Below are 20,368 nucleotides of genomic sequence, written 5' to 3'. Positions count from 1 at the left end.
CACGACGAGTTCGAGGACCGCCCGGACTCCACGTCCTCCTCCTCCCCCCCGGGGCACACCGCGGGGCCTCCGTGGCGTCCACCGGGGCCGTCGCACCCACCGGGCCGCCGGCGACAGATCGGCCGGCGGCGCACCGCTGGCCGGCGGCAAGGGACGGGACGCACCCGAAGCGCCCGCGTGCCGTTCACCGATGAGTGCGGGTGCGTGGCACGGTCGTAGCAGGTACATGCACCCGGATACGGAGGACACCACGCCGCGGGAGATCGTCACTCGTCCATGATCTCGTCGAGCCGGTCACCGTGCCGAGCGGTCAGCCGTCGCCACGCCGGCTGCTCGGCGGGATCGCTGTTCGCGCCAACTGCGGACTGGTGATCGGCCGCAACCGTCTCCGAGTTCCGCTGTCGGTGCGGCAATGGTGGCAACGGCCCGGAAGTCCTCGGAGCTTGATCGTCCGCTCGACTTCGTTCCTGAGCTCTTGGATCGTCTTGTCGAAGCCGGTGTGCCGTCCACCCCGGCTGCCGCGCGTTCCATGACGGGGATGAGCTGCGGGGTGTCGCCCCACTGGCCCGGGGTGATCAGCAGGGCCAAGGGGCGGCGCCCACCTTCCTTGTGTGCCACTGGTCTCGTCGCAGGCGACCGCCGAGGCCCGCTTCGGGCTGAGGACGGACACGTACTCGGACGGTGGTGCGGCGGAGCGGCGGATCACACCCCCGTACGGCGCGGCTGCGCCTAGGCACTTCACGACCGCCTTCCTCGCCGCGTCGCGCGCGGCCTCCGCAGGTCGCTGGCGGAGCCGGCCCTGTTCCAGGACGGGTGATGCGCGCTCACCAGCAGGGTGTCGGCGGTGCGAGGCCCGCCGGTGACGGCGGGCAGCACGTCGATGGTGATGTCGGCAAATCCGGCCTCGTCGAGCAGTTTGGTCCACACAGGCTCCTGGAGGACCCATCGGCGCATCGTGGTGGCCTCGCCGGCCGGTGTCCTTGCCGGAATGTCGGCAGCCACGGCGTCCGGATGGGCGGGCGCCCCGTTCAGGTGGTGGGCGAGGGTTGCGAACACCAGTCGCCCGCCCGGTCCGAGAGCCGCCGCCGCCGCGGGCAGCAGCTCGCGCGGGTCGGTGAAGTCCACGGCGCCGAAGACGCTGTAGAGCACGTCGTACATGCCGGTCATCGCATGCAGGTGGGGCACCGCGCAGGACCGCACGATGCGCAGGCGCGGGGCGAGGTGAGCGTAGAGGTCGGTTGCCATGGCGTGCTGGGCGGGCGAGGCGTCGACGGCGACGACCTGTGCCGGCTGATGGTGCGTCGCCAGGTGTGCTGCGTGCCGGGCTGTTCCGGCGCCGAGGTCGCCCACGCAGCGGCCGGTCAGGTCGCCGAGGGCCTCGGGGCCGGGCCCGGTGTCCTGGCTCCAACTCCACTTGAAGGTGCCGGGAACGGTGCGGTCACTGGTGGCGCGGGCGCGCCCGTAGTGGTGCCAGAGGTCTGCCGTGCTGGTGGTCATGCGGCCCATCCTGTCGGCCGTGACCGGGCTGCTGGCCGGTTGGCTCAGATCTCACCCGGGCGTGCTCTCGGGCCCCAGCCCTATGGCGGGGGCCCGAGGAGCTCGCCGTTGCCGGGTGGTCGGTGCGAGTCGTTGCCGGGGTGGCAGGGGCCGCACTCTGCGGCGTCCGTCCACCATGGCAGGTCGACCTCCCAGCCGTCGGCGTGCGGCGGCGGCGATGTGGGCCGTCTCCACGACGGGGCGGGTGGGATGACGGGAAGCCGCGGGGCGGACCGTCGTGCCGAGCGGTCAGCCGATGATGGCGACCGGGGCGTCCCAGGCGTTGCGGTCGACGGTGATGGTGTAACCGCCCCTGGTCTCCTTGCTGTTGGCCTTGTACTGGTGGCCGCGGCTGTGGTCGGTGTACAGCTTCGGGTCCCAGGGCCAGTCCCGGGTGGTGGTCTCCTGACCGTTCCACCGGGCGTACCAGAGGTTGCCCGGCAGGTTCGTGCGGTCCTTGGCGGTGGCGATCGCCGCGGCGCTGGAGCTGCTGAAGCCGTAGAGGCCGGCGCGGTAGGTCTTGGCGCGCAGGGTCTTCGAGAAGGACCGTACGTAGGTGAGGGTGGCCTCGTTGCACGCCTTGTCGGCGATGTCGTAGGACTCCATGTTGAGGTAGATAGGGCTGCCGGCCCTCATGCCGAGGGCCGCTGCCTTGGCCACCGCGTCGTTGGCGTTGCTCACCCCGACCGAGGCCGCGGTGGCCGCGGTGAACCTCTCCTTGTTCCCGCTCCTCTGGCAGGGTGGCTGGGCGCCGACGTACAGGGGGATGACCCGCCAGCCGAGCGTGTCGACCGACTTCACCCAGGACCTGGTCAGGTTGGGCTGGGCGCAACCGCGGTTCCTGCCACCGACGTAGACCGCGACGCCGCCGTAGTAGGCGTCCCTCTTCCATGCCTTCATCGCGGTGAGCGAGGGCGCCGTGCAGGCGTCGAACGCCCGGCCGGTGTACGTCTTCTGCGCCGGCCACGCCGCGGCGGCCATCGAGGTCTGCGCCGCGATCCCGGCACCGGCCACGACGACGGCACCCGTCGCCGCCAGGGCGACGTAGCGGCTTCTCCTGGACAACCTGTGCTTCGGCATCTCCCACCCCATGCGACATGTCAAGACGGGCTCCGGTACGCCGGAGCCGGACCGCGATCGGTTCCGGCCCAGTCTCGCAGGTCGCACCAGCGGTCGTTCCCTCGGCCGGCGTGCGGTGCTGTCGCGACCACGCGACAGGAACACGGGCGTGGCCGTACAGCACGGCTCGATCCCGGCCGGGGCGTGGCGCCCGGGCGGTATCGGTCCGGCGTGGCTGACGGCCCTGGCCCGGCGAGGCCGGCCGGTGGCCGAGCGCACCACCTGACCCCGATTCAGCTGCCGGGCAGCCCGGTGAGCACGGCACCGATCGAGCTTGCCCCGGACGGGCGCGGGCCGCTGCGGGTAGCCGCCGGTGCAGGGCTGCGGGTGATGGCGTCGGCTCCGCCGCACCGCGGGGAGCTGGTGGAGACGGTCCGCAAAGAACTGGCCAACCACACTGGCTGTCTGAAAATGCGCGGTCCCGTGCTCCGGATCGTCTGTCCCCCGAAACCCAGTGGGAGGATCACGGAGGGATGACGAAGGCTCCGTGGAGGTGTTGAGTGACGATCTCGATCCGGCCCGCTCGGGATGAGGAAGCGAGATTCTTGTCTGATCTGGCGCTTCGCTCGAAGGCTCACTGGGGATATGACGCTGCGTTTCTCGCGTCTTGTCGTGAGGAACTCACGCTCAAGGCAGCGGAGTTGGCCAGCCGTCGCACGGCTGTCGCGGAGCGCGATGGCAGCATCGTGGGCTTCACGACCTTTGAGGGTGAGCCGCCGCAGGGGGTTCTCGGCATGATGTTCGTCGATCCGGTCGTGATCGGGCAGGGCATCGGCCGTCTGCTGTTCACGCATGTGGTGGAGACTGCCCGGTCGCTGGGGTTCACTCGGTTCACCATCGACGCGGACCCGAACGCCGAGCCCTTCTATGAAGCGATGGGAGGCGTCCCGGTCGGCCGTGTTCCGTCCGGGTCGTTCTCTGGTCGGACCCTCACGCAGTACCTGTGCAACATTCCGGGGTGAAGTGCTGTTCCTTCGCCTACTCGGTGTGAGGCCCCCGCCGTGTGAGTCGACGGGTCATGAGCGGGTTGAATGCCGCGCTTTCATGATCCAGCCCAGGGTGTGTCCGACCTCCAGCGCCGGGGCAGCACGACGAAGCCTTTGGCTCCGCGGGGCCGGGTGAGGGAGAGGCCGCTCTCGCCGGGCAGGTAGGACGACGGGCGCGGTTGACCACAGGCACCGCTGTCACACAGTGGGCGCCGCGGGTGCCGCGTCCGTGCCCGGGTGCTCGGCAAGATCGTTGACGAAGGCGTGCGCGGCCGCCAACTCGGCGCGGCCGGCGGCCTCGACTGCCTCCAGGAAGTCGTAAGCGTCCGCGCCGATCGGTACGCGCAGTGGTGCCGTGGGCGACGCCACCAGGCGCAGGACGTGGTGAGCGAACACTTCGGGCCGGCTCAGCCCGGGGTTGCCGGCCATGCCCCGCACGCCCGCCTCGACGTCTCCCGTGCTCTGCGCGTAGGCCGGGATGCGGCCTACGGCCTCGGCCAGCGAGGTGCCGTAGTGGGTGGCGAAACCGCCGGGCTCGACGGCGTGCACCCGGATGCCGAAGGGGGCGACTTCCGCCGCCAGAGCCTGGCTCATCCCTTCCAGTGCGTACTTGCCCGTCACATAGGCGGACAGGCCCGGCAGCCCCATCCGTCCGGCGATCGAGGAGACGTTGACGACGTGACCGAAGCCCTGACGGCGCATCAGGGGAAGCACCAGGCGGGTGAGTCGCCATGGCGCCACCGTCAACACCTCTAGTTGCGCGCGTAGTTCGTCGTCGGACACCTCTTCGACCGCGCCGAACAGCCCTGCCCCGGCGTTGTTCACCAGCACGTCGACGCCGCCGAAGCGATCGACCGCGTGGGCGACCGCTGCTTCGCACTGCCCGGCGTCGCACACGTCCAAAGCCACCACCGACACCCGGTCCGGGTACCGGTCAGCCAGGTCATTCATGGTGGCGGGCCTGCGGGCGGTGGCGATCACCAGGTCGCCGGCCTGGGCGGCGGCGTCTGCCAGCGCCCGCCCGAGCCCTGAAGAGCACCCCGTCACCAGCCATCGCCGCGTCATGCGTCCCCCGTCACCGTGTCCGTGGCTGTGACTGTAAGCCGCGCGAGGCGGAGGTGGCAGATTCGCGCTCCGGCCAGTAGGGGCGCGCGGAAGCACAAGCGGCGCGCATCCAACCTCATCACACAGCCCCCCGTGTCTTGACGTGCGCGCCGCGCGGGTGCAGGAACGGGTGACGCCATCGCATCGGCTGCCGACCGAAGGCTTCCGGGACCTCGGGTGCGGGACAGGCGCTTACGACGAGGACGGCCGGAGCGGTGGAGGCGGGGAAGAAGGGGCCGATCCAGCAGGACAGCGGCAGCACGCTGCCGCTCCAGACCAGAACGGCGGGAGTGAGCACGAGGGCCTCGTCGTGGTCACGGTACGCCGGGTCTGATCACGGTACGCCGGGTCTGCTTGCCTGCTCAAACCCGGCGCAGGCATCCGGGCGGCACCTGCTCAGCAGGCACGACCCGCCACGGACCATCCCGCCGGCACGGTTCAGGCGCCTGGAAGGAACAGGCAGAAGAGATGACCGTGAGGATCGCGGAGGACTCTCACGTCCTTCTGGGGCTGATGGTCCTCCACCGTCGCACCCAGGGCACAGGCCCGTGCGGTCTCCGCCTCCAGGTCGTCGACCTGGAGGTCCAGGTGCGCCTGCATCTGCTGGGTTCCCGGGCCCTGCGGCCACACCGGCGGAGTGTGGTCCGCCTCCAACTGGAAGCTGAGACCGGGGCGCTCTCGCTCCGGATGCCTCAGGCGGACCCACTGCGGTTCGCGTTCGACTTCCTCCCAGCCCAGCAGAGCCCGGTAGAAATCGGCCAGGGCGGGAGGATCGGGAGTGCCGAGCACGAAGGCACCGAGTGTTGTCGTCATGCCTCCGCTGTGCCCCCGGGGCCCGATCTCATTCATCCGTACGCCCCTTCGTCCGGTGATCGGTGACGCGCCGGCTGCCCCTGGGCGTGGACCCGCCCCGTCGGCGCTCCGCGCGACGGCGCCGACGCCACCTCGCCGGCGATCGCGAGGGGGACCGTGGCTACAACAGTGGCGGTGCGGATGCGCCGGATGCGCGCTCTGGCACAGGGCTGTTCTCCTGCGGACGCGCCTGCTGCCCGGGTGATCAGCAGACCCTGGAGGGCACTGGGACATGGTGGGGGACGACAGTTTTCGCGTGGGTCGTCAGCCGTACAGGATGCCTTTTCGGCGACGGTGCCGGACTCGGCCAGGCGCATCGCCTCGGCAGCCTGGGTGAGGGGGCAGCTCGGGCGGCGATCCGGGCGGTGATCTCGCCGCGCCGCAGCGCTTCGAAGACCTCGGTGAGGTCGGCGCGCAGCCGGGCCCTGAAGCGGCTGCGGCCGAGCGCGCGGCCGGCGACCCAGTACGGCAGAAGCCACTCTCGCTCTGGCCACCATCACCACCCGATGGCAACTCCGCCGCGCGCTCGGCACCCGCGTACGCCCTGCCGCGAGAATCAGCCTCGCTCTCCACGGCCTGAGCATGATCGCGACCGCGCGCAGGCACTTGCGCCCAGGCCGCCGCGGAGAGGGCGTCGCGAGCAGCCGAGGAGTGGCCGACCACTTCGTGGCGTTCGCTCTGCTCAGGTTGTCCGGGACGGACACCACCTGGTGGCCGTACCAGTGGCGGCGGGCAGCCCTGGAGCCGATGTTCACCGCTCGCCGACTTCTCCGCGCCGTGAGTCGTGCCCGCCGGCCACCGACCCGGCCACCGTGCGCGAGTGGCTGTCAAGGGGGTTCGCCGGGACGGAGGGTGTGGTCTTCAAGCGGCTCCCGACGCCTGCGAGCCGTCGGTTCGGGGTTCGTCCCGAGGGGCCGGGACGTTGTCGGTGGCGGCCGCTACGTTGGGATCATGGGTCTCTATCTGGTGAGTGTCACCGCGCAGGACTGGTCGCGGCCGGGGGAGGACGGGTACGGGGACGTCGCCGCCGCGCTGAACACCGAGCTGGAGCGGCGCGGGCTGCCCCCTTACGAGCTGCGGCAGGCCGCACGGGAGACGCAGGGCTGGTTCGAGGAGAAGGTCAGCCCGTCCATGGACGGTTTCGTGGAGCTGTGCAGGAGCCGGCTGACCGACGCGGAGATGTCGGCCCTCCTCGACTGGTGCGTGCTGGTGCCGTTCGCGCTGGAGGAGGAGATCGTGCTCCCCGTCGGCACCGCGTACTCCGGCGAGGAGACAGTGGTCGCCGGAGCCCCACGGGTGCTCGCCCTGGCCGAGCGGCTGGCCGGTGCCGTCGGACTGCCCGTGGACGCGATACCGGCGGGCGAGAACCTCACACTGAGCCTGTGGTTCCTTCAGGGCGAGGCGGAGCGGACCGCCCGGATGTGGCCGGGACCGTGGGCCGAGGACCGGGACGCGGCCTTCTACGTCGCGCTCTACCTGCGCGCCGCGCAGTACTCCCTGCGCTACGGCTGCCCGATGACCTACTCCTGAGCCGCGGCGGCGGCCGACCGGCCGAAGAGGCCGTGTACGGGTCCGGGCCGGGGCCGTGTCCGCTCGCGCGCCCGAACCCGTGTACCACCTGCGGGTGCGCCCCGACCCCGGTCCGCGCGCACCCGCCCATGCATGTGCTGGCCAGGGTCGCCCGACTACGCCGGAGCCCCGGCCCCTGCGCTGGGGGCGAAACCGCTCCCCCGCTCGGCGAACACCTTGATCGCGTCGCCCAGGAACTCCACCAGCCCAGGGTGGTAGGAATCGTGGAACGCCTTCATGCCCTCGTCCTCGGCGTAGAAGAGCGACATCCCGACGTAAGCCTCCCTGGAGGGGGTGTAGAACCGGGAGACGATGTCGAAGTGCCTGCGGACGAGTTCCTGGATCTGCTCGTCCCCGGGCAGGGAGCCGCCGTCCAGGAAGGCCGTGATCTCCCGGTACAGGACGTCCCAGTCCTGGTGGACCCGTTCCCTGTCCACATGTTCCCAGTCGTTGGTCTCGGCAAGGCTCTTCGCCTGCTCCTCGGCCATCGACCGGCGACACTCGTCCTCGTAACTGTTCCCCACGGCACCGGTTCCCCTCGTTTCGTCGCCTCTCCGGTGGATCCCCGAGAGGCCGCCGACATGTCGGCATCGACCGGCAGCCGATGATCAACTTCCGGTCCAGGCCGAACGGTGACACACACCCACTGGGTCGGCAAACCAATTCTTGAACCCTGCAACGCTCCGTCCCGGTCAGCCGGGGGCGCAAAGGCGCAGCTCGAACGGCCGGCCGGTGCCGGGTGAATGGCCCCGGTGGCACCTTCGTGCACAAAGGCCCTGACACAAGGAGTGCTTACGCCTGTGGCGTGGGGCACGGCTTCGATACTCATGTGCGGGTATGGCTCACTCCGGTCCGCACGGACGTGCTGGTACCCGTTGATCCACATCCAGAGCGGGTAGACGGGTCGGCATGGCTGAAGTGGTAGAGGCTGGACTGTGGGGATTGGTGGCGGGTTCGGCGCTGCTGCTCGGCGCCTCGCTGGGGTACGGGCTGCGGGTGCCGCAGAAGGTGATCGCGACCGTCATGGCCTTCGGTGCCGGGGTGCTGATCTCAGCGGTGTCCTTCGAGCTGGTCGAGGAGGCGTACGAACAGGCGGGACTTGCTCCTGCGGCCGTCGGCACCCTCGTCGGCGCAGTGGCCTACACCGGGGGCAATGTGTGGCTGGCCCGCCGGGGTGCCCGGCACCGTAAGCGTTCCGGGCACGGGCGTGCGGAGGCGCAGCCTTCGGAGGCCGAGCAGGGCGGGTCGGGGACGGCGCTCGCGCTCGGCGCCCTGCTCGACGGGGTGCCGGAGTCTGCCGTCATCGGAGTCAGCCTGCTCGACGGCGGCGCGGTCAGCCTGGTGACGGTGGCCGCAGTGTTCATCAGTAACGTGCCCGAGGGGCTGTCCAGTTCGGCGGGGATGAAAAAGGCCGGCCGCACGAAGGGGTACGTCTTCGGTGTCTGGGCGGCGATTGCCGCAGCCGGCACGGTGTCAGCCGTCCTCGGTTACACAGTGGTCGGTTCCTTCTCCCCTGCCGTGATCGCCGCGGTGACCGCGGTGGCGGCCGGGGCGATCCTGGCCATGATTGCCGACACGATGATCCCGGAAGCCTTCGACGACGCCCACTTGGCCATCGGGCTGATCACCGTCAGTGGCTTCCTCGTCTCCTTCGCGCTCTCCCACACCTGACCGTTCGGGTCAACGGCGGGTCGTCGAAGTGCTGTGTGTGGCAGGGGTGCACGGGTCTCGTCCGAGGCCCTGGCCGCCAGGCACCGTGCGGGGCCCCGGGACCAGTGTCCCCGACAACGTCGGGCCCCCGCACGGTGCCGCGAGCGTTCCCGATGACGACTCGACGGAACGGCAGGTCACGGCGCCGCAATACCGCCGAGGTCCGTGGGCGAACCACCGTTGACGGAGGTCGGAACCTCCATCGGCCCCGTAGTCAACGTCGCTACTGGGACGGTGTGTGAGGCGGGAAAGTCGCGCAGCCCGGTGCCGCTTGCCCCCGTCGATCTCCGTGAGGGTGCCCACAGGGGCGCATCTGTCGGTGCCGGTGTGGCACTTGCTGTGCCATGGAGTGGACGGATTGGGCGACAGGGGCGGTTCGGCGTCACGGCGGGGCTGCTGTACGGGCGGTGCGGCGGGCGTGGACGGAACCGGGCCGTGAACGCGATCTGACGGTGCAGGCCGGCAAGGCCGCGCTGGCTGCCTGTGTGGCGTGGGCGGTGGCGGGGTGGTGGTTGCAGGCTCCGATGGCATTCGTCGCTCCGTGGGTGGCGGTGGTGCTGGTGGAGTCCACGGTGTACCGGTCATTCGTGCACGGTCTGCAGCAGCTGGCGGCGATCACGGTGGGCACCGTGGTGGCGACGGTCGTCGCGTTGCTGCTGGACAGCACGATGGCCGCGATGGTCGTCGTGCTTCCAGCGGTGCTGCTGCTGGCGCAGTGGCAGCGCCTGGGCAGCCAGGGCGTCTACGCCGCCACCGGCGCGCTGTTCGTCCTGACCAACGAGCAGGTCTCCCTGGCGACTTCGGGTGCGCGCATCGCGGAGGCCGTCTTCGGAGCGGTGGTCGGCATCGCGGTCAACGCCCTGGTCCGGCCCCCGGTGTACCTGCGTGACACGCGCGCCGCCCTGACGGACGCCGCCCGCGAGGCGCAGGAGATCCTGGAAGTGGTGGCCGAGGGACTGGACGACGGTGAGTGGAACAGTTACGCAGCCGGGGAGTGGCAGGAGCGCGCGCTGCGACTGGGACGCCTGGTCGATCAGGCCCGCTCCTCGATCGGCTGGAGCCGCGAAAGCATGCGGGGCAATCACCGCGGGCGCGGTACGCGTGCCGTCGCCCCGCCCGGCAAGGCGTACGACGACGCGCTGGCAGTTCTGGACCATGTCGCGGTGCACACCGCAGGCGTGACCCGCACCGTGCTGGAGACCGCTAACCACAACGACAAGGAGGCCCGCCCGGGCCCGCGGATCACCCGGCCCTACGCCGACTTCCTGCGCCACACCGCACGCGCCATCGGTCTCTACAGCCAGACGCGGTTCGCCGGCACTGATCCACTTACCGACGGGGATCTGACTGAGGCTGTCAGGGAGCTGCGCCGCAGCCTGGACGAGCTCCACCGGAGGCTGCCGGATGCCGTGGCAGACGATCCGGATGCACTGGCGACACACGGCGCGCTGCTGGCCCAGGCCCGGCGTCTGGCCGATCAGCTCGTCCGGGACTGACGCCCCTTCGGGGGCGGCCGGCAGTGGTGCAGCCGTGCCTCCGCCGATCGACGCAGGTGCCTGACCTCCCGGCGCCGAGGGTCGGGGTGGCCAGGATCGCGGCCCAGGCAGAAATGCGGCGCATGCCGTCGCTCTGTCAGGTATCCATCCGTGCGAGGTGGGCGTCGAGGGCGGAGTTGCGCCGCGTCCAGGAGCCCACCTCGGCGTCGGTGCCGTGCATGTGGTCGGCGACGTGACGGAGGTACGGCAGCATCGCCACGGGCCACTCGGCGTGGGGCCTGACAAGTCCTGCCGGGCAGGGACCAGGGGCTGGACGGCGTCGTGGAATTCCAGGACCTCGCGTTCCAGGGAGTAGCTCGGCTCAGTGAAGTCCTCGCGCACCGGGCAGAACACGCGGCGCTCCAGCGCGGTCAGGTCGGGTCGGACCTGGCGGTGGCCTCGGTGTGGGAGTCGACCGCCACGCCCGGGACGGGGGCAGCGACGACCATCTCGCCTGTGCCGATGCCTCCTGACCCGCCCCCTCCATCGGATCTCGGCGGGGGCCGGGATCGGTCACCAGCGGGTCAGTACCAGTTCGATGGCGAAGCCGGGGCCCATGGCGGAGATCAGGCCGGGTGCGCCGGTGGGTGGTGGGGTTTGCATCGCCTCGTGGAGGACGTGCAGCACGGCGGAGGAGGAGAGGTTGCCCTTGGCGGCCAGGGAGTTGCGTGTCGCGTCCAGTGCCTGCGGGGGCAGGCCCATGGACTTCTCGAAGGCGGTCATGACCTTGGGGCCGCCGGCGTGGACGGTCCAGGTGGCGATCTCGTCGGGGGTGAGGCCATGGCGGCCGAGCAGTGCGTGGACGGCCCTGGGCAGGTATTCGGCGGTGAGGTCGGGTACTTCGGGGGCGAGCAGGATGCGTAGGCCGTGGGAGCCGATGTCCCAGCCGAGGACCTCCTCGGTGCCCGGCACCAGGTAACTCAGACTGTCGACGAGTTCGGGGCCGGACAAGCCCTGGGCACGCTTCGCTCCCATGCCGACCACGGCGGCCGCGCCGTCGCCGAAGAGGCTGCCGGCGACGATGTTGGTCATCGAGGTGTCCTGCATCTGGTACGCCAGCGAGCACAGTTCGACCGAGAGCAGTACCGCGGTGTGGTCCGGGTGGCCGAGCAGGTACTCGCGCAGGCGGGCGAGGCCTGCCGCGCCGCCCGCGCACCCGTTGCCGAACAGGGGGATCCGGCGCACGTCGGGGCGCATGCCGATGCGGTGGGCGAGCCGGGCCTCGAGGGAGGGGACGGCCATGCCGGTGACCGTGGTGCTGATCACCGCGTCGACGCCGTCGGGGCGTAGGCCCGCCTGTTCCAGCGCTTCGGTGACCACCTTCTCGCCGATCTCCAGGGCGGTCTCCAGCCACACACGGTTGGCGTCGGAGAAGTCGCTGAGCTCACGGAGTTCATCGAGCGGCCGGGCGAAGTGGCGCACGTCGACCCCGGCGTTGGACTGGATCTGCTGGAGCATGGCCGCGCCGGTCACCGAACGGCCCAGTGTCGTGCCCGCCAGGAAGTTCATGATCTGTTCCTGCTGGAACCGGTGCGGCGGCACGGCGGTCGCGATCGACGTCACCCTCGGCGCTGACGCACCCGGTGCACGGCACTCGCGACCTGCTTCCGAGTGCTCTGCCGTCGCTTGCTCTGTGGTCAACTCGCCCTTGGACCTTTCGGGATTCCGGTGGGACCGGCGGATGGTGGTCATGCGGTCGGTCACGCGTCGCTGAGCAGCAGAACGGCGTTCTGCCCGCCGAAACCGAAGGCGCAGCTGATGGCCGTTCGCTTGGGGACCGGGCGTGGTTGCCCGGCCACGATGTCGAGCTTGTGTTCCCCGTCCTGTCCCTGGAAGTTCGCGACGGGTGGGACGGCCCCGTGGCGCAGCGCGAGGACCGTGTACGCCGCCTGGATCGCCGCTGACGCTCCCAGGGAGTGGCCGATCACTCCCTTCGACGCCGTGACCGGGGGCGGCTCGTCGCCGAAGACGCGTGTCAGGGCGGCGGCCTCGGCCGCGTCGCTCAGCGGCGTGGAGGTGCCGTGCGCGTTCACGTGCCCGATGTCCTGCGGACGGCATCCCGCGTCCTCCAGTGCGGCCACGACGGCGCGGGCGGCACCTTCGCCCTGTGGGTGCGGGGCCACGGGATGGTGGGCGTCGGCGCCGGCGCCGTAACCGCGCAGCAGCGCCAGGATCGGTGCCTTCCGGGCGCGCGCGTCGGCAGCCCTTTCCAGGACGAGGACGGCGGCGCCCTCGCCGAGGACCATTCCGTCCCTGCCAGCGTCGAACGGCCTGCTGGCCAGTGCGGGTTCGTCACGGCGCCTTGACAGCGCGCGCATCTGCGTGAAGCAGGTGGCCGTCATCCGGGACCGGGCGGATTCGCTGCCGCCGGCCAGGACGATGTCGCAGGTACCGGACCGCAGCAGATCGCGTGCCACCCCGAGCGCGGTGGCACCCGAGGCGCAGGCGCTGGCGGTGGTGAAGTTGGGGCCTTGTGCACCCAGGTCGATGGCGACCTCGCCTGCCGCCATGCTGGGCACGCTGCGCGGCAGTGCCAGCGGGGAAACGCGCTGCGGCCGGTCCGCGCCGAGGTGTCCGAACTCGGTGACGTACGTGCTCAGGCAGTTGGAACCGACGCCGAGAACGACTCCGACCCGCGGGCCGAGTCCGCCCTTCGTGGACAGGCCGGCGTCGTCGACGGCCCGACGCGCTGCGACGAGCGCGAACCGGGTGAACGGGTCCACGCGCCGCGCCAGCGGCCGGCCGAGTTCTCCCACTGCGTCGAGACCGGTGACCTGGCAGGAGAAGTCGACCGGCAGGCCCGTGAGTTCGGGGTCCGGCGCGGCCAGCGAACGCCCCCGGCACAGGGCCGCCCAGTTCTCTTCCGGCGTGTGTCCGGCCGGCGTCACGAGCCCGAGCCCGGTGACAGCGACGTCAGCGGGCATCGGCGAAGACACGGGCGGCGTCACCCAGAGTGGCCGACGGGGACAGGTCCAGGGCCTCCTCGGACGGCACGATCCCGAACCGTTCCTCCGCTGCGACGACCATCTCCATGAGCGCCAGCGAGTCCATGCCGAGACTCGCGAACGTGGTGGACGGGGTGAGGGCTTCGGGTTCCGCCTCGACCTTGAGGTACTCCGTGAGCAGGGCGACGAGCGGTTCGGGAAGGGCGCCCTGTGTTTCCTGCCTCATGCCTGTGTCTCCTTGGTGGGTCACGCGGTGATCGCGGGATTCTTGTGGGGGGTCATGCGCTCGAACAAGTCGCGTGAGCGGGCCGCGCGTTCGCCGAGCTGCTCCAGGTACGTGCCCAGACGTTCGCGTGCCTGCTCGCCGACCGGTCCGAGGCCGGGCAGGGACATCACCTTCAGCGCACGCACCAGCGGTGCCACCACGTACTCGCGGTGCACGTCCAGGTTGTAGATCCCGGACGCGGCGATACGCGCGGCGCGTGAGCGGAATCCGGGGATCGCCGCACCGGGCATCGCGAAGTCCTGCAGCACGTCCGCGAGGGCGGTCATCGCCTCGTCGGGGAACATGGCGAGGGCGTCGGCGAACAGCCCCCGGTAGAAGAGCATGTGCAGGTTCTCGTCCGCCGCGATCCGTGCCATCAGCAGTTCGCCGGCCTTGTCCTGGCAGACGGCCCCCGTGTTGCGGTGCGCCTGGCGGGTCGCCAGTTCCTGGACGGTGACGTAGGCCAGCGAGTGCAACAGCGTCGGCAGCCCGGTGTGGAATCCGGTCCCGACGTGCCGCATGCGCAGCTCCTCCAGCGTGACGGGGTCCACGGCGCGCCGGGCGTGGACGTAGGCGCGCAGGACCGAGGCGTGCCGGTCCTCCTCCGCGGTCCACCGGTGCACCCATGCGCCCCAGGCGCCGTCCCGGCCGAACCGGCTGGCGATCTCGAAGTGGTAGCTGGGCAGGTTGTCCTCGGTGAGGAGGTTGACGACCAGTGCGTCCCGGACGGCCTGGGGCAGTGGTGACTGGTCCGGTGACCAGGGCGTGCCGCCCAGGGGGCCGTCGAAGTCCAGGGACGCGGTCCATGGCACGTACTGGTGGGGAAGCCAGTCACGGGCGGCTCCGAGATGCTGTGCCATGAGCCGTTCCACCGAGGGTTCCAGTTCGTGCAGGACGTGCTCCGACGCGGCTGGGGACTCAGCCATTCACCCTTTCCCCTCCTGATGTGCGCAGGACATATCTGCAGGACATATCTGTACGACTTCCTGTGAACGCATTTCACGTTCGGGGGAAACGATCTATCACCCGATCGATCACCCTCGGTCAACAAGCAGCCTGCGACGCGCGGCTTTCGCGGGACGGTGACCGATCGAGCACGCTCGGACCGGTAGTTCTTGTCGGGTGATCGCCTCAGCCTCTTCCCGTTCGTTCCTGCCATCGACGCGCACGCCTTCACGAGGGACGTGTGTCCGATGACCGACATCGTCGATTCCGGTTCTGGTTCCGACTCCGTCGCCGGTCCCTCGGGGCCCGGCACCGAGGACGACGGCGGGGTGCAGACCGGTGGCGTGCTGTTCGCGATGTGCCTGGCCCTGGTCCTGGTCACCGCGTCCATGTCCAGCCTGTATCTCGCGCTGCCCGACCTGGCCGTCGACCTGGACGCGTCCACCACCTCGCTGACCTGGATCGTCGACGGTTACGTGCTGGCCCTCGCCGGGTTGGTCCTTCCGCTCGGCGCGCTCGGCGACCGGCTCGGCCGGCGTGCGGTGCTCCTCGCGGGCGCGGTCGTGCTCGGGGCCGCGGCGCTCGCCGCCTCCGAGGCGTCGGGGACGACCGCGCTGATCGCCTGGCGTGCCGTGATGGGTCTCGGCGCGGCCATGATCATGCCCGGCACGCTGTCCACGATCACCGCCGTACTCCCGGACGCACAGCGGCAGAAGGGTGTCGCCGTCTGGTCCGCGTGTGCAGCGGTCGGCGTGATCGTGGGGATGCTCGCCACCGGGCTGCTGCTGCATTGGTTCAGCTGGCGGTCGATCTTCGTCTCGGGCGCCGTGGCCGCGCTGGGCGTCGCACTCGCCGCGGTGTTCCTGGCCCCGGAGACCAAGGGCGGGGAGCGGCACCGGTTCGATGTCGCGGGTGCGCTGTGCACGGCGCTCGCGCCCGCCGGTCTGGTGTACGCGCTGATCGAGGGCAACGAAGCCGGCTGGGGACGGCCTACGGTCCTTGCGGCGTTGGCCGTCACCGTGGTGGTCGGTATCGCGTACGTGGTGCTGGGGCTGCGCACCGAACACCCGCTCCTGGACCCGCGGCTCTTCCGTAACCGGGGCTTCAGGGCCGGGGCCGTGACCATCGCCGTGCAGTTCATGGCCGTGTTCGGGTTCTTCTTCGTCGGGCTGCAGTACCTGCAACTGGTGCTCGGATACAGCCCGTTGAAGTCCGCCCTCGCTCTGGTGCCGGTGGCGGTGGTCGTCGCCGTCGTCTCGGAGGTGACACCTCGTCTCGCCACGCGACTCGGCATGCGCACGATCATGATCTGCGGACTGCTGCTGCTCGGAGCTGGGCTGTGCACGCTGTCCCTGATCGACGTCGATTCCGGCTACCCGCCCTTCCTGGGCAGCCTCGTGCTCGCCGGGCTCGGGATCGGTCTCACCGGAGTCGTCGGCACCTCGGCGATCACCGGTTCGCTCCCCCGCGAACAGCAGGGCGTCGCCTCCGCGATGAACGACGTCACCCGCGAGGCGGGCGCGGCGATCGGGATCGCGCTGATGGGCTCGCTGTTCGGCAGTCACTACCGGTCCTCGTTGCCCGACCTCTCGGGCCTGCCCGAGCCCGCCGCGGAGGTCGTGCGCCACACCGCGGTGGGCGGCCTCGAGGTCGCCGACCGCCTCGGCCCGCAGGGCGCGATGCTCGCCACGAACGTCAAGGAGGCGCTCGTGCACGGCATGTCGGTGGCGCTCGCCTCGGTCGCGGCGATCACCGCCGTCGCCGCCTGTCTTCTCGTACGCACCCCGCAGCAGCCGGCATCGCCGGAATGAGCACCTCGGAAAGGACCCCTTGCCGTGAACTATCCGGGCTTCGCACACCTGCCCGCCGGACTGCTGGTCCTCGTCGCGGCTCTCGTCGGCGAGCGGCTGTTCGAACTCGCGGTGGCCCGCCGTAACGCGCGCTGGGCCGCCGCCCGCGGAGGCGTCGAGTACGGGCAGGGGCACTACCCGGTGATGGTCGTGCTCCATGTGGGCCTCGTCGTCGGGATGCTGGCCGAAGTCGCCCTGCTACCACGGCCGTTCATCCCGGCGCTCGGCTGGACCGCGCTGGCCGCGGTCGTCCTGGCGAACGTCCTACGGGCCTGGTGCATGCACGCGCTCGGTCCGCAGTGGAACACGCGCGTGATCGTCGTACCGGGCCTGCCGCTGGTGAGCGACGGACCGTATCGCTGGATGCGTCACCCCAACTACCTCATCGTGATCGTCGAGGGGGTCGCGTTGCCGCTGGTCCACAGCGCCTGGGTGACCGCCCTGGTGTTCACGGTGGCCAACGCGGCCCTGCTCACCGTGCGCATGCGCCTCGAGGACCGTGTGCTGCGGCCGGTGACCTGACGCCACCCGGTCGAGGTTCACGCCGTCAGGCCGGGGCCGGACACCGACCGGGCCAGACAGGTGCGGGTGATCGGCGACGACGCCACCCGGAGCCCTGCTTCGGCGAGCGCGTGAGTCCCGTACGACGGGCGCTGACGCAGCAAGCGGAGCCCACTTCCGGAGCGAAGTCCCGCAGCCGTCCGCCATCCACGACCAGCCGGCGCCCGTCGGACAGCGGGACAGGCGCAGCGGCGTGGCCGGTTCGTGGCCGAGCGCCGGAGGAGTAGGCCGGCAGGCGGAGGCGGGCCCCGTGGAGGATCCGGGACGGACGCTCCACCGGAGGCAGGAAGCGCCGGCCAGGACCCGGCGCCGCTCGATGTGGACTCCCCTCCTCGCCCTCGGGATCCGTACGACGGAGGTTGACCTGGAGCGCGCTCCAGATCCGAGGATGGCGGGCATGGACATCACACCTCCGCAGATCGTCCTCGGGACGATGGACTTCGGTACCCGTGTCGAGGCCGACCGAGCCTTCGAGATCCTGGACGCCTTCGTCGGCGGCGGCGGTGTCTGGCTGGACACCGCCAACTGCTACTCGTTCTGGGCGGACCCCAGTGGCGTCGGCGGCGCCAGTGAGCGGGTCATCGGCGCCTGGCTCCGGGCGCGCCCGGGCGTACGCGAGACCGTGCGCATCGCGACGAAGGTGCGGCACAACCCTCTCGTGGCGCACTCCTGGCCCGAAAGCGCCGAGGGACTCTCCGCGCGGGCCGTCCGCGCCGGCGTGGAGGAGAGCCTGGAGCGGCTCGGGGTCGATCATGTGGACCTGCTGTGGGCTCACGCAGAGGACCGTGAGGTGCCGCTGACGGAGACGGTCGGGGCGTTCGGCGAACTGGTCGCCAGGGGAGTGGCCCTGCGGGTCGGGGCGGCCAACCACGCCACCTGGCGGGTCGAGCGGGCGCGGGAGCTCGCCCGGCAGCAGGAGGTGGAGCCCTGGACGGCCCTGCAGCTGCGCCACTCCCTCCTCCAGCCCCGTCCGTTCACCCCCCTCGCGGAAGCCGGCCATCGCCTGCTCACCGCCGACGACCTGGACCTGGCCCGCTCGGAGGGGCTCGCGGTGTGGTCGTACACATCGCTGCTCTGGGGTTCCTATGAGCGCACGGACAAGCCGCTGCCCTCGACTTACGATCACCCCGGCACCCGTCAGGTGCTCACCGTTCTGGACGACGTCGCCGGCGACCTGTCCGCCACACGGAACCAGGTCGTCCTGGCGTGGCTGATGCGGCAGGGCATCGCTCCCATCGTCGGGGCCAGCGGGGTGGAGCAGATCGAGCAGGCGCTCGCCGCCCGCTGTGTGCGGCTCGACGACGAGCACCTGGCACGGTTCGCCGAAGCCCGGTAGGCCCGCGACGTCGTCCCAGGAGAACTCGTGACCACATACACCCCGGCGCAAGCCGTCGAACGCAGCGGCCTCACACTCGACACCCTGCGCTACTACGAACGCGAAGGACTCATCGGCCCCATCCGGCGCTCCCCCGGCGGGTTCCGCGAGTACACCGAGGACGACATCTTCTGGATCGGCCTGATCACCTGCTTCCGCGAGGCCGGCCTCGGCATCGGAGATCTACGCGACTTCGTCGCCATTCTCCGTTCCGAGCGGCCCGCCCAGGACCGGGTCGCCTTCCTGCGGGAGCACCGCGCCGCCCTTGAACAGCGGGTGGCGGCACTGTGCCGGGCCCTGGAGGTCCTCGACGACAAGATCGCCTACTACAGCTGACCAACTCCGCGGGCTCGTGGGCCGGGAACAGCGGAAGCGGGCATCCCCGGCGGACCAGGACATCAGGTGGGGCCGCGCACGTCCCCGGACTGCGTCCTCGACGGCCGGCGCCCGCTGAGGGGGCCGGGCGCCGCGAGGCCCGGGCCGCCGAACAGGCTCAGACGCAAGCGGAACGTCGCCGCTCCGGCGGGCCCTGTCGCGCGGCTCTGACGACTCGCCATGTCGCTGTGCAGCACGGGCCGTTCGAGATCTCCGGATCTCCGGGCCCGGCTTTCGCGCGGATCCCGTCGACCACCTCCCCTTTCCTCGCAGCCGCCCACCCCCACCAGTCCGATCGGGGTGGCGGGATCGCGTCGTGACGCAGGGGCACCGCGAGGCAGCCGTTCAGAGCCGCACGATGACGAGGGCGGTGTCGTCCGTCGCGCCTGCGGCGGGGAGCAGCTCGAGCAGGAGCGTGTCGGCGAGACCTTCGGTATCGGCAGCGCGGTGCCGGGTGAGCGATGCGGCGAGGCGGGCGAGACCGGCGTCGATGTCCTCGCGGCGGCGCTCGATCAGACCGTCGGTGTAAAGGACGAGGATGTCGCCCTCGGTGAAGGCGGCGGTGGCCTGGGGGCGGTCGACGTCCTCGGCGCGGGCACCGAGCGGCGGGTCGGTGGCCTGGTCGAGGAATTCCACGGTGCCGTCCGAACGGAGCAGAGCGGGCGGGGGATGGCCGGCACTGCTGTAGGTCAGGGTGTGGCTGTCCCAGTCGATGCAGGTCTCCGCGACGGTGGTGTTCTCGGCCCCCTCGATGGAACTGGCGTACAGACCGAGGACCTCCAGCGCCTTGGCCGGGCCGTCGGCGACGCGGGAGGCGGCGGACAGGGCGCTGCGCAGGAGGCCCATGACACAGGCTGCGCGCAGGCCGTGACCGACGACATCACCGACGGCGACACAGATCCGGTCGCCAGGCAGGTCCACGAGGTCGTACCAGTCGCCGCAGACGTTCAGAGAGCCCACGGCGGGCCGGTACCGCACGGCGGCGCGGTGGTGGCCCACAGGGCCGGGTGCGGGGAGCATCGCTTCCTGCAGGGCGAGGGCGACCTCGCGTTCACGGGCGTGGGCCTCACGGAGCCGTTCGTTGACTTCCTGCAGTTCCCTGGCGCGTGTATACAGTTCCGCCTCGAGCACCCGGGCGCGGCTGCCCTGCTGCCCGCCCCGTGCTCTGATCAGCTCGGTGACCTCCTCGACCCGGTGCACCAGCAGCTTCACCCGGTTGTCCGCGTCGAATATGGGAGCGTTGACCGGGCTCCAGTACCGCTCCTCCCACTCACCAGGGCGCTCCATCGACTCCACGTCGTAGCGCTGCAACGCCATCGTGTCCCGCTCTCCCGTGGCCAGCACCCGTCCGAGCGACGCCTGCAGATTCCGTGCGCCCGTCGCGGCGGCATCGTTGGGGTTGTCCGGGAACACATCGAACAGATACCGGCCCAGCAACTGTTCGCGCGTACGGCCGGACAAGCGCGCGAACTCATCATTGACGTCCGCGTACACCAGCTCAGGCGTCAGCAGAGCCACCATGCCGGGCAGCGCCCGGAACACCGCCGCGTAGTCGATTTCCGCCTCCGCCATGACTACCTGCCCAGAGTCGATACTGTCAGCTGTTTCCAAAGTAGGAGCGCAGCGGATGCAGCGCAGGCA

The 20,368-nt window shown here is 70.8% G+C and carries 19 protein-coding genes and 1 pseudogene; 8 read left to right on the top strand and 12 right to left on the bottom strand.

Annotation, left to right across the window (positions count from 1 at the left end):
* Positions 1–738 precede the first annotated feature (738 nt).
* Complete coding sequence (locus ACIGXJ_RS19430) at positions 739–1,497, bottom strand: class I SAM-dependent methyltransferase (RefSeq protein WP_399646696.1); 759 nt, start codon at positions 1,495–1,497, stop codon at positions 739–741.
* Positions 1,498–1,785: 288 nt separating this feature from the next.
* On the bottom strand, positions 1,786–2,616 hold the full coding sequence (locus ACIGXJ_RS19425) for a glycoside hydrolase domain-containing protein (protein WP_399646693.1): 831 nt from the start codon (positions 2,614–2,616) through the stop codon (positions 1,786–1,788).
* Between the two features lie 539 nt (positions 2,617–3,155).
* Between ACIGXJ_RS19425 and ACIGXJ_RS19420 the strand changes: the two genes are divergently transcribed.
* Positions 3,156–3,617: a GNAT family N-acetyltransferase gene (locus tag ACIGXJ_RS19420; RefSeq protein ID WP_399646690.1), complete on the top strand. Its 462-nt coding sequence runs from the start codon at positions 3,156–3,158 to the stop codon at positions 3,615–3,617.
* 222 nt (positions 3,618–3,839) lie between these two features.
* Here ACIGXJ_RS19420 and ACIGXJ_RS19415 read toward each other — a convergent pair whose 3' ends face one another.
* The 3 genes and pseudogenes from ACIGXJ_RS19415 to ACIGXJ_RS19405 form a co-directional block, all read right to left on the bottom strand.
* The gene (locus ACIGXJ_RS19415; protein ID WP_399646687.1) at positions 3,840–4,706 is read right to left on the bottom strand and encodes an SDR family oxidoreductase; all 867 of its coding nucleotides are present in this window, start codon (positions 4,704–4,706) and stop codon (positions 3,840–3,842) included.
* 477 nt (positions 4,707–5,183) lie between these two features.
* Positions 5,184–5,558: a VOC family protein gene (locus ACIGXJ_RS19410; RefSeq protein ID WP_399646684.1), complete on the bottom strand. Its 375-nt coding sequence runs from the start codon at positions 5,556–5,558 to the stop codon at positions 5,184–5,186.
* A 320-nt stretch (positions 5,559–5,878) separates the two neighbouring features.
* Positions 5,879–6,054: pseudogene (locus ACIGXJ_RS19405) on the bottom strand (zinc-binding dehydrogenase); the annotation flags it as partial.
* A gap of 494 nt (positions 6,055–6,548) precedes the next feature.
* On the opposite strand from ACIGXJ_RS19405, the gene ACIGXJ_RS19400 reads away from it, so the two are divergent.
* A complete protein-coding gene (locus ACIGXJ_RS19400) occupies positions 6,549–7,127 on the top strand; it encodes a hypothetical protein (protein WP_399646681.1) in 579 nt (192 codons plus the stop codon).
* Between the two features lie 155 nt (positions 7,128–7,282).
* Here the strand turns inward: ACIGXJ_RS19400 and ACIGXJ_RS19395 are convergent, their stop codons facing one another.
* Complete coding sequence (locus ACIGXJ_RS19395; protein ID WP_399646679.1) at positions 7,283–7,690, bottom strand: TipAS antibiotic-recognition domain-containing protein; 408 nt, start codon at positions 7,688–7,690, stop codon at positions 7,283–7,285.
* Positions 7,691–8,075: 385 nt separating this feature from the next.
* Here ACIGXJ_RS19395 and ACIGXJ_RS19390 point away from each other — a divergent pair, with 385 nt between their 5' ends.
* Entirely contained in the window at positions 8,076–8,837 is a 762-nt protein-coding gene (locus tag ACIGXJ_RS19390; protein WP_399646677.1) for a ZIP family metal transporter, read from the top strand.
* A gap of 383 nt (positions 8,838–9,220) precedes the next feature.
* Complete coding sequence (locus tag ACIGXJ_RS19385) at positions 9,221–10,372, top strand: aromatic acid exporter family protein (protein ID WP_399646675.1); 1,152 nt, start codon at positions 9,221–9,223, stop codon at positions 10,370–10,372.
* A 136-nt stretch (positions 10,373–10,508) separates the two neighbouring features.
* Here the strand turns inward: ACIGXJ_RS19385 and ACIGXJ_RS19380 are convergent, their stop codons facing one another.
* The 5 genes from ACIGXJ_RS19380 to ACIGXJ_RS19360 form a co-directional block, all read right to left on the bottom strand.
* Complete coding sequence (locus tag ACIGXJ_RS19380) at positions 10,509–10,631, bottom strand: hypothetical protein (RefSeq protein WP_399646673.1); 123 nt, start codon at positions 10,629–10,631, stop codon at positions 10,509–10,511.
* Between the two features lie 293 nt (positions 10,632–10,924).
* Positions 10,925–11,974 carry a type III polyketide synthase gene (locus ACIGXJ_RS19375; RefSeq protein WP_399646671.1) on the bottom strand — a complete coding sequence of 350 codons (1,050 nt, stop codon included), beginning with the start codon at positions 11,972–11,974 and terminating at the stop codon, positions 10,925–10,927.
* A 137-nt stretch (positions 11,975–12,111) separates the two neighbouring features.
* On the bottom strand, positions 12,112–13,335 hold the full coding sequence (locus ACIGXJ_RS19370; RefSeq protein WP_399646669.1) for a beta-ketoacyl-[acyl-carrier-protein] synthase family protein: 1,224 nt from the start codon (positions 13,333–13,335) through the stop codon (positions 12,112–12,114).
* Positions 13,325–13,582, bottom strand: a complete 258-nt coding sequence (locus ACIGXJ_RS19365) for an acyl carrier protein (RefSeq protein ID WP_399646666.1) — start codon at positions 13,580–13,582, stop codon at positions 13,325–13,327. The genes ACIGXJ_RS19370 and ACIGXJ_RS19365 overlap by 11 nt, the downstream gene beginning before the upstream one ends.
* Positions 13,583–13,602: 20 nt before the next feature.
* Positions 13,603–14,547, bottom strand: a complete 945-nt coding sequence (locus ACIGXJ_RS19360) for an acyl-ACP desaturase (RefSeq protein WP_399646663.1) — start codon at positions 14,545–14,547, stop codon at positions 13,603–13,605.
* 267 nt (positions 14,548–14,814) lie between these two features.
* Here ACIGXJ_RS19360 and ACIGXJ_RS19355 point away from each other — a divergent pair, with 267 nt between their 5' ends.
* From ACIGXJ_RS19355 to ACIGXJ_RS19340, 4 genes are all read left to right on the top strand, one after another.
* The gene (locus ACIGXJ_RS19355; RefSeq protein ID WP_399646661.1) at positions 14,815–16,377 is read left to right on the top strand and encodes an MFS transporter; all 1,563 of its coding nucleotides are present in this window, start codon (positions 14,815–14,817) and stop codon (positions 16,375–16,377) included.
* Between the two features lie 24 nt (positions 16,378–16,401).
* Positions 16,402–16,938, top strand: coding sequence for an isoprenylcysteine carboxyl methyltransferase family protein (locus ACIGXJ_RS19350; protein ID WP_399646659.1), 537 nt, complete (start codon positions 16,402–16,404; stop codon positions 16,936–16,938).
* Between the two features lie 427 nt (positions 16,939–17,365).
* Positions 17,366–18,313: an aldo/keto reductase gene (locus ACIGXJ_RS19345; RefSeq protein ID WP_399646977.1), complete on the top strand. Its 948-nt coding sequence runs from the start codon at positions 17,366–17,368 to the stop codon at positions 18,311–18,313.
* 27 nt (positions 18,314–18,340) lie between these two features.
* Positions 18,341–18,688, top strand: a complete 348-nt coding sequence (locus tag ACIGXJ_RS19340; RefSeq protein ID WP_399646657.1) for a MerR family transcriptional regulator — start codon at positions 18,341–18,343, stop codon at positions 18,686–18,688.
* Positions 18,689–19,072: 384 nt separating this feature from the next.
* Here the strand turns inward: ACIGXJ_RS19340 and ACIGXJ_RS19335 are convergent, their stop codons facing one another.
* Positions 19,073–20,299, bottom strand: coding sequence for a PP2C family protein-serine/threonine phosphatase (locus ACIGXJ_RS19335; protein ID WP_399646655.1), 1,227 nt, complete (start codon positions 20,297–20,299; stop codon positions 19,073–19,075).
* Positions 20,300–20,368 lie beyond the last annotated feature (69 nt).

It is taken from the genome of Streptomyces sp. NPDC053367, assembly GCF_044545925.1.
Lineage (GTDB): Bacteria > Actinomycetota > Actinomycetes > Streptomycetales > Streptomycetaceae > Streptomyces.
The sequence above is the reverse complement of the archived record's forward strand: the minus strand, read 5'-3'. Positions and strand labels throughout refer to the sequence as shown.

Bases quoted from the DNA above. Each gene is read 5' to 3' on its own strand.
- ACIGXJ_RS19430 (WP_399646696.1), bottom strand. From the start codon at position 1,497: ATGACCACCAGCACGGCAGACCTCTGGCACCACTACGGGCGCGCCCGC.
- ACIGXJ_RS19425 (WP_399646693.1), bottom strand. From the start codon at position 2,616: ATGCCGAAGCACAGGTTGTCCAGGAGAAGCCGCTACGTCGCCCTGGCG.
- ACIGXJ_RS19415 (WP_399646687.1), bottom strand. From the start codon at position 4,706: ATGACGCGGCGATGGCTGGTGACGGGGTGCTCTTCAGGGCTCGGGCGG.
- ACIGXJ_RS19410 (WP_399646684.1), bottom strand. From the start codon at position 5,558: ATGACGACAACACTCGGTGCCTTCGTGCTCGGCACTCCCGATCCTCCC.
- ACIGXJ_RS19400 (WP_399646681.1), top strand. From the start codon at position 6,549: ATGGGTCTCTATCTGGTGAGTGTCACCGCGCAGGACTGGTCGCGGCCG.
- ACIGXJ_RS19390 (WP_399646677.1), top strand. From the start codon at position 8,076: ATGGCTGAAGTGGTAGAGGCTGGACTGTGGGGATTGGTGGCGGGTTCG.
- ACIGXJ_RS19385 (WP_399646675.1), top strand. From the start codon at position 9,221: ATGGAGTGGACGGATTGGGCGACAGGGGCGGTTCGGCGTCACGGCGGG.
- ACIGXJ_RS19370 (WP_399646669.1), bottom strand. From the start codon at position 13,335: ATGCCCGCTGACGTCGCTGTCACCGGGCTCGGGCTCGTGACGCCGGCC.
- ACIGXJ_RS19365 (WP_399646666.1), bottom strand. From the start codon at position 13,582: ATGAGGCAGGAAACACAGGGCGCCCTTCCCGAACCGCTCGTCGCCCTG.
- ACIGXJ_RS19360 (WP_399646663.1), bottom strand. From the start codon at position 14,547: ATGGCTGAGTCCCCAGCCGCGTCGGAGCACGTCCTGCACGAACTGGAA.
- ACIGXJ_RS19355 (WP_399646661.1), top strand. From the start codon at position 14,815: ATGACCGACATCGTCGATTCCGGTTCTGGTTCCGACTCCGTCGCCGGT.
- ACIGXJ_RS19345 (WP_399646977.1), top strand. From the start codon at position 17,366: ATGGCGGGCATGGACATCACACCTCCGCAGATCGTCCTCGGGACGATG.
- ACIGXJ_RS19335 (WP_399646655.1), bottom strand. From the start codon at position 20,299: ATGGCGGAGGCGGAAATCGACTACGCGGCGGTGTTCCGGGCGCTGCCC.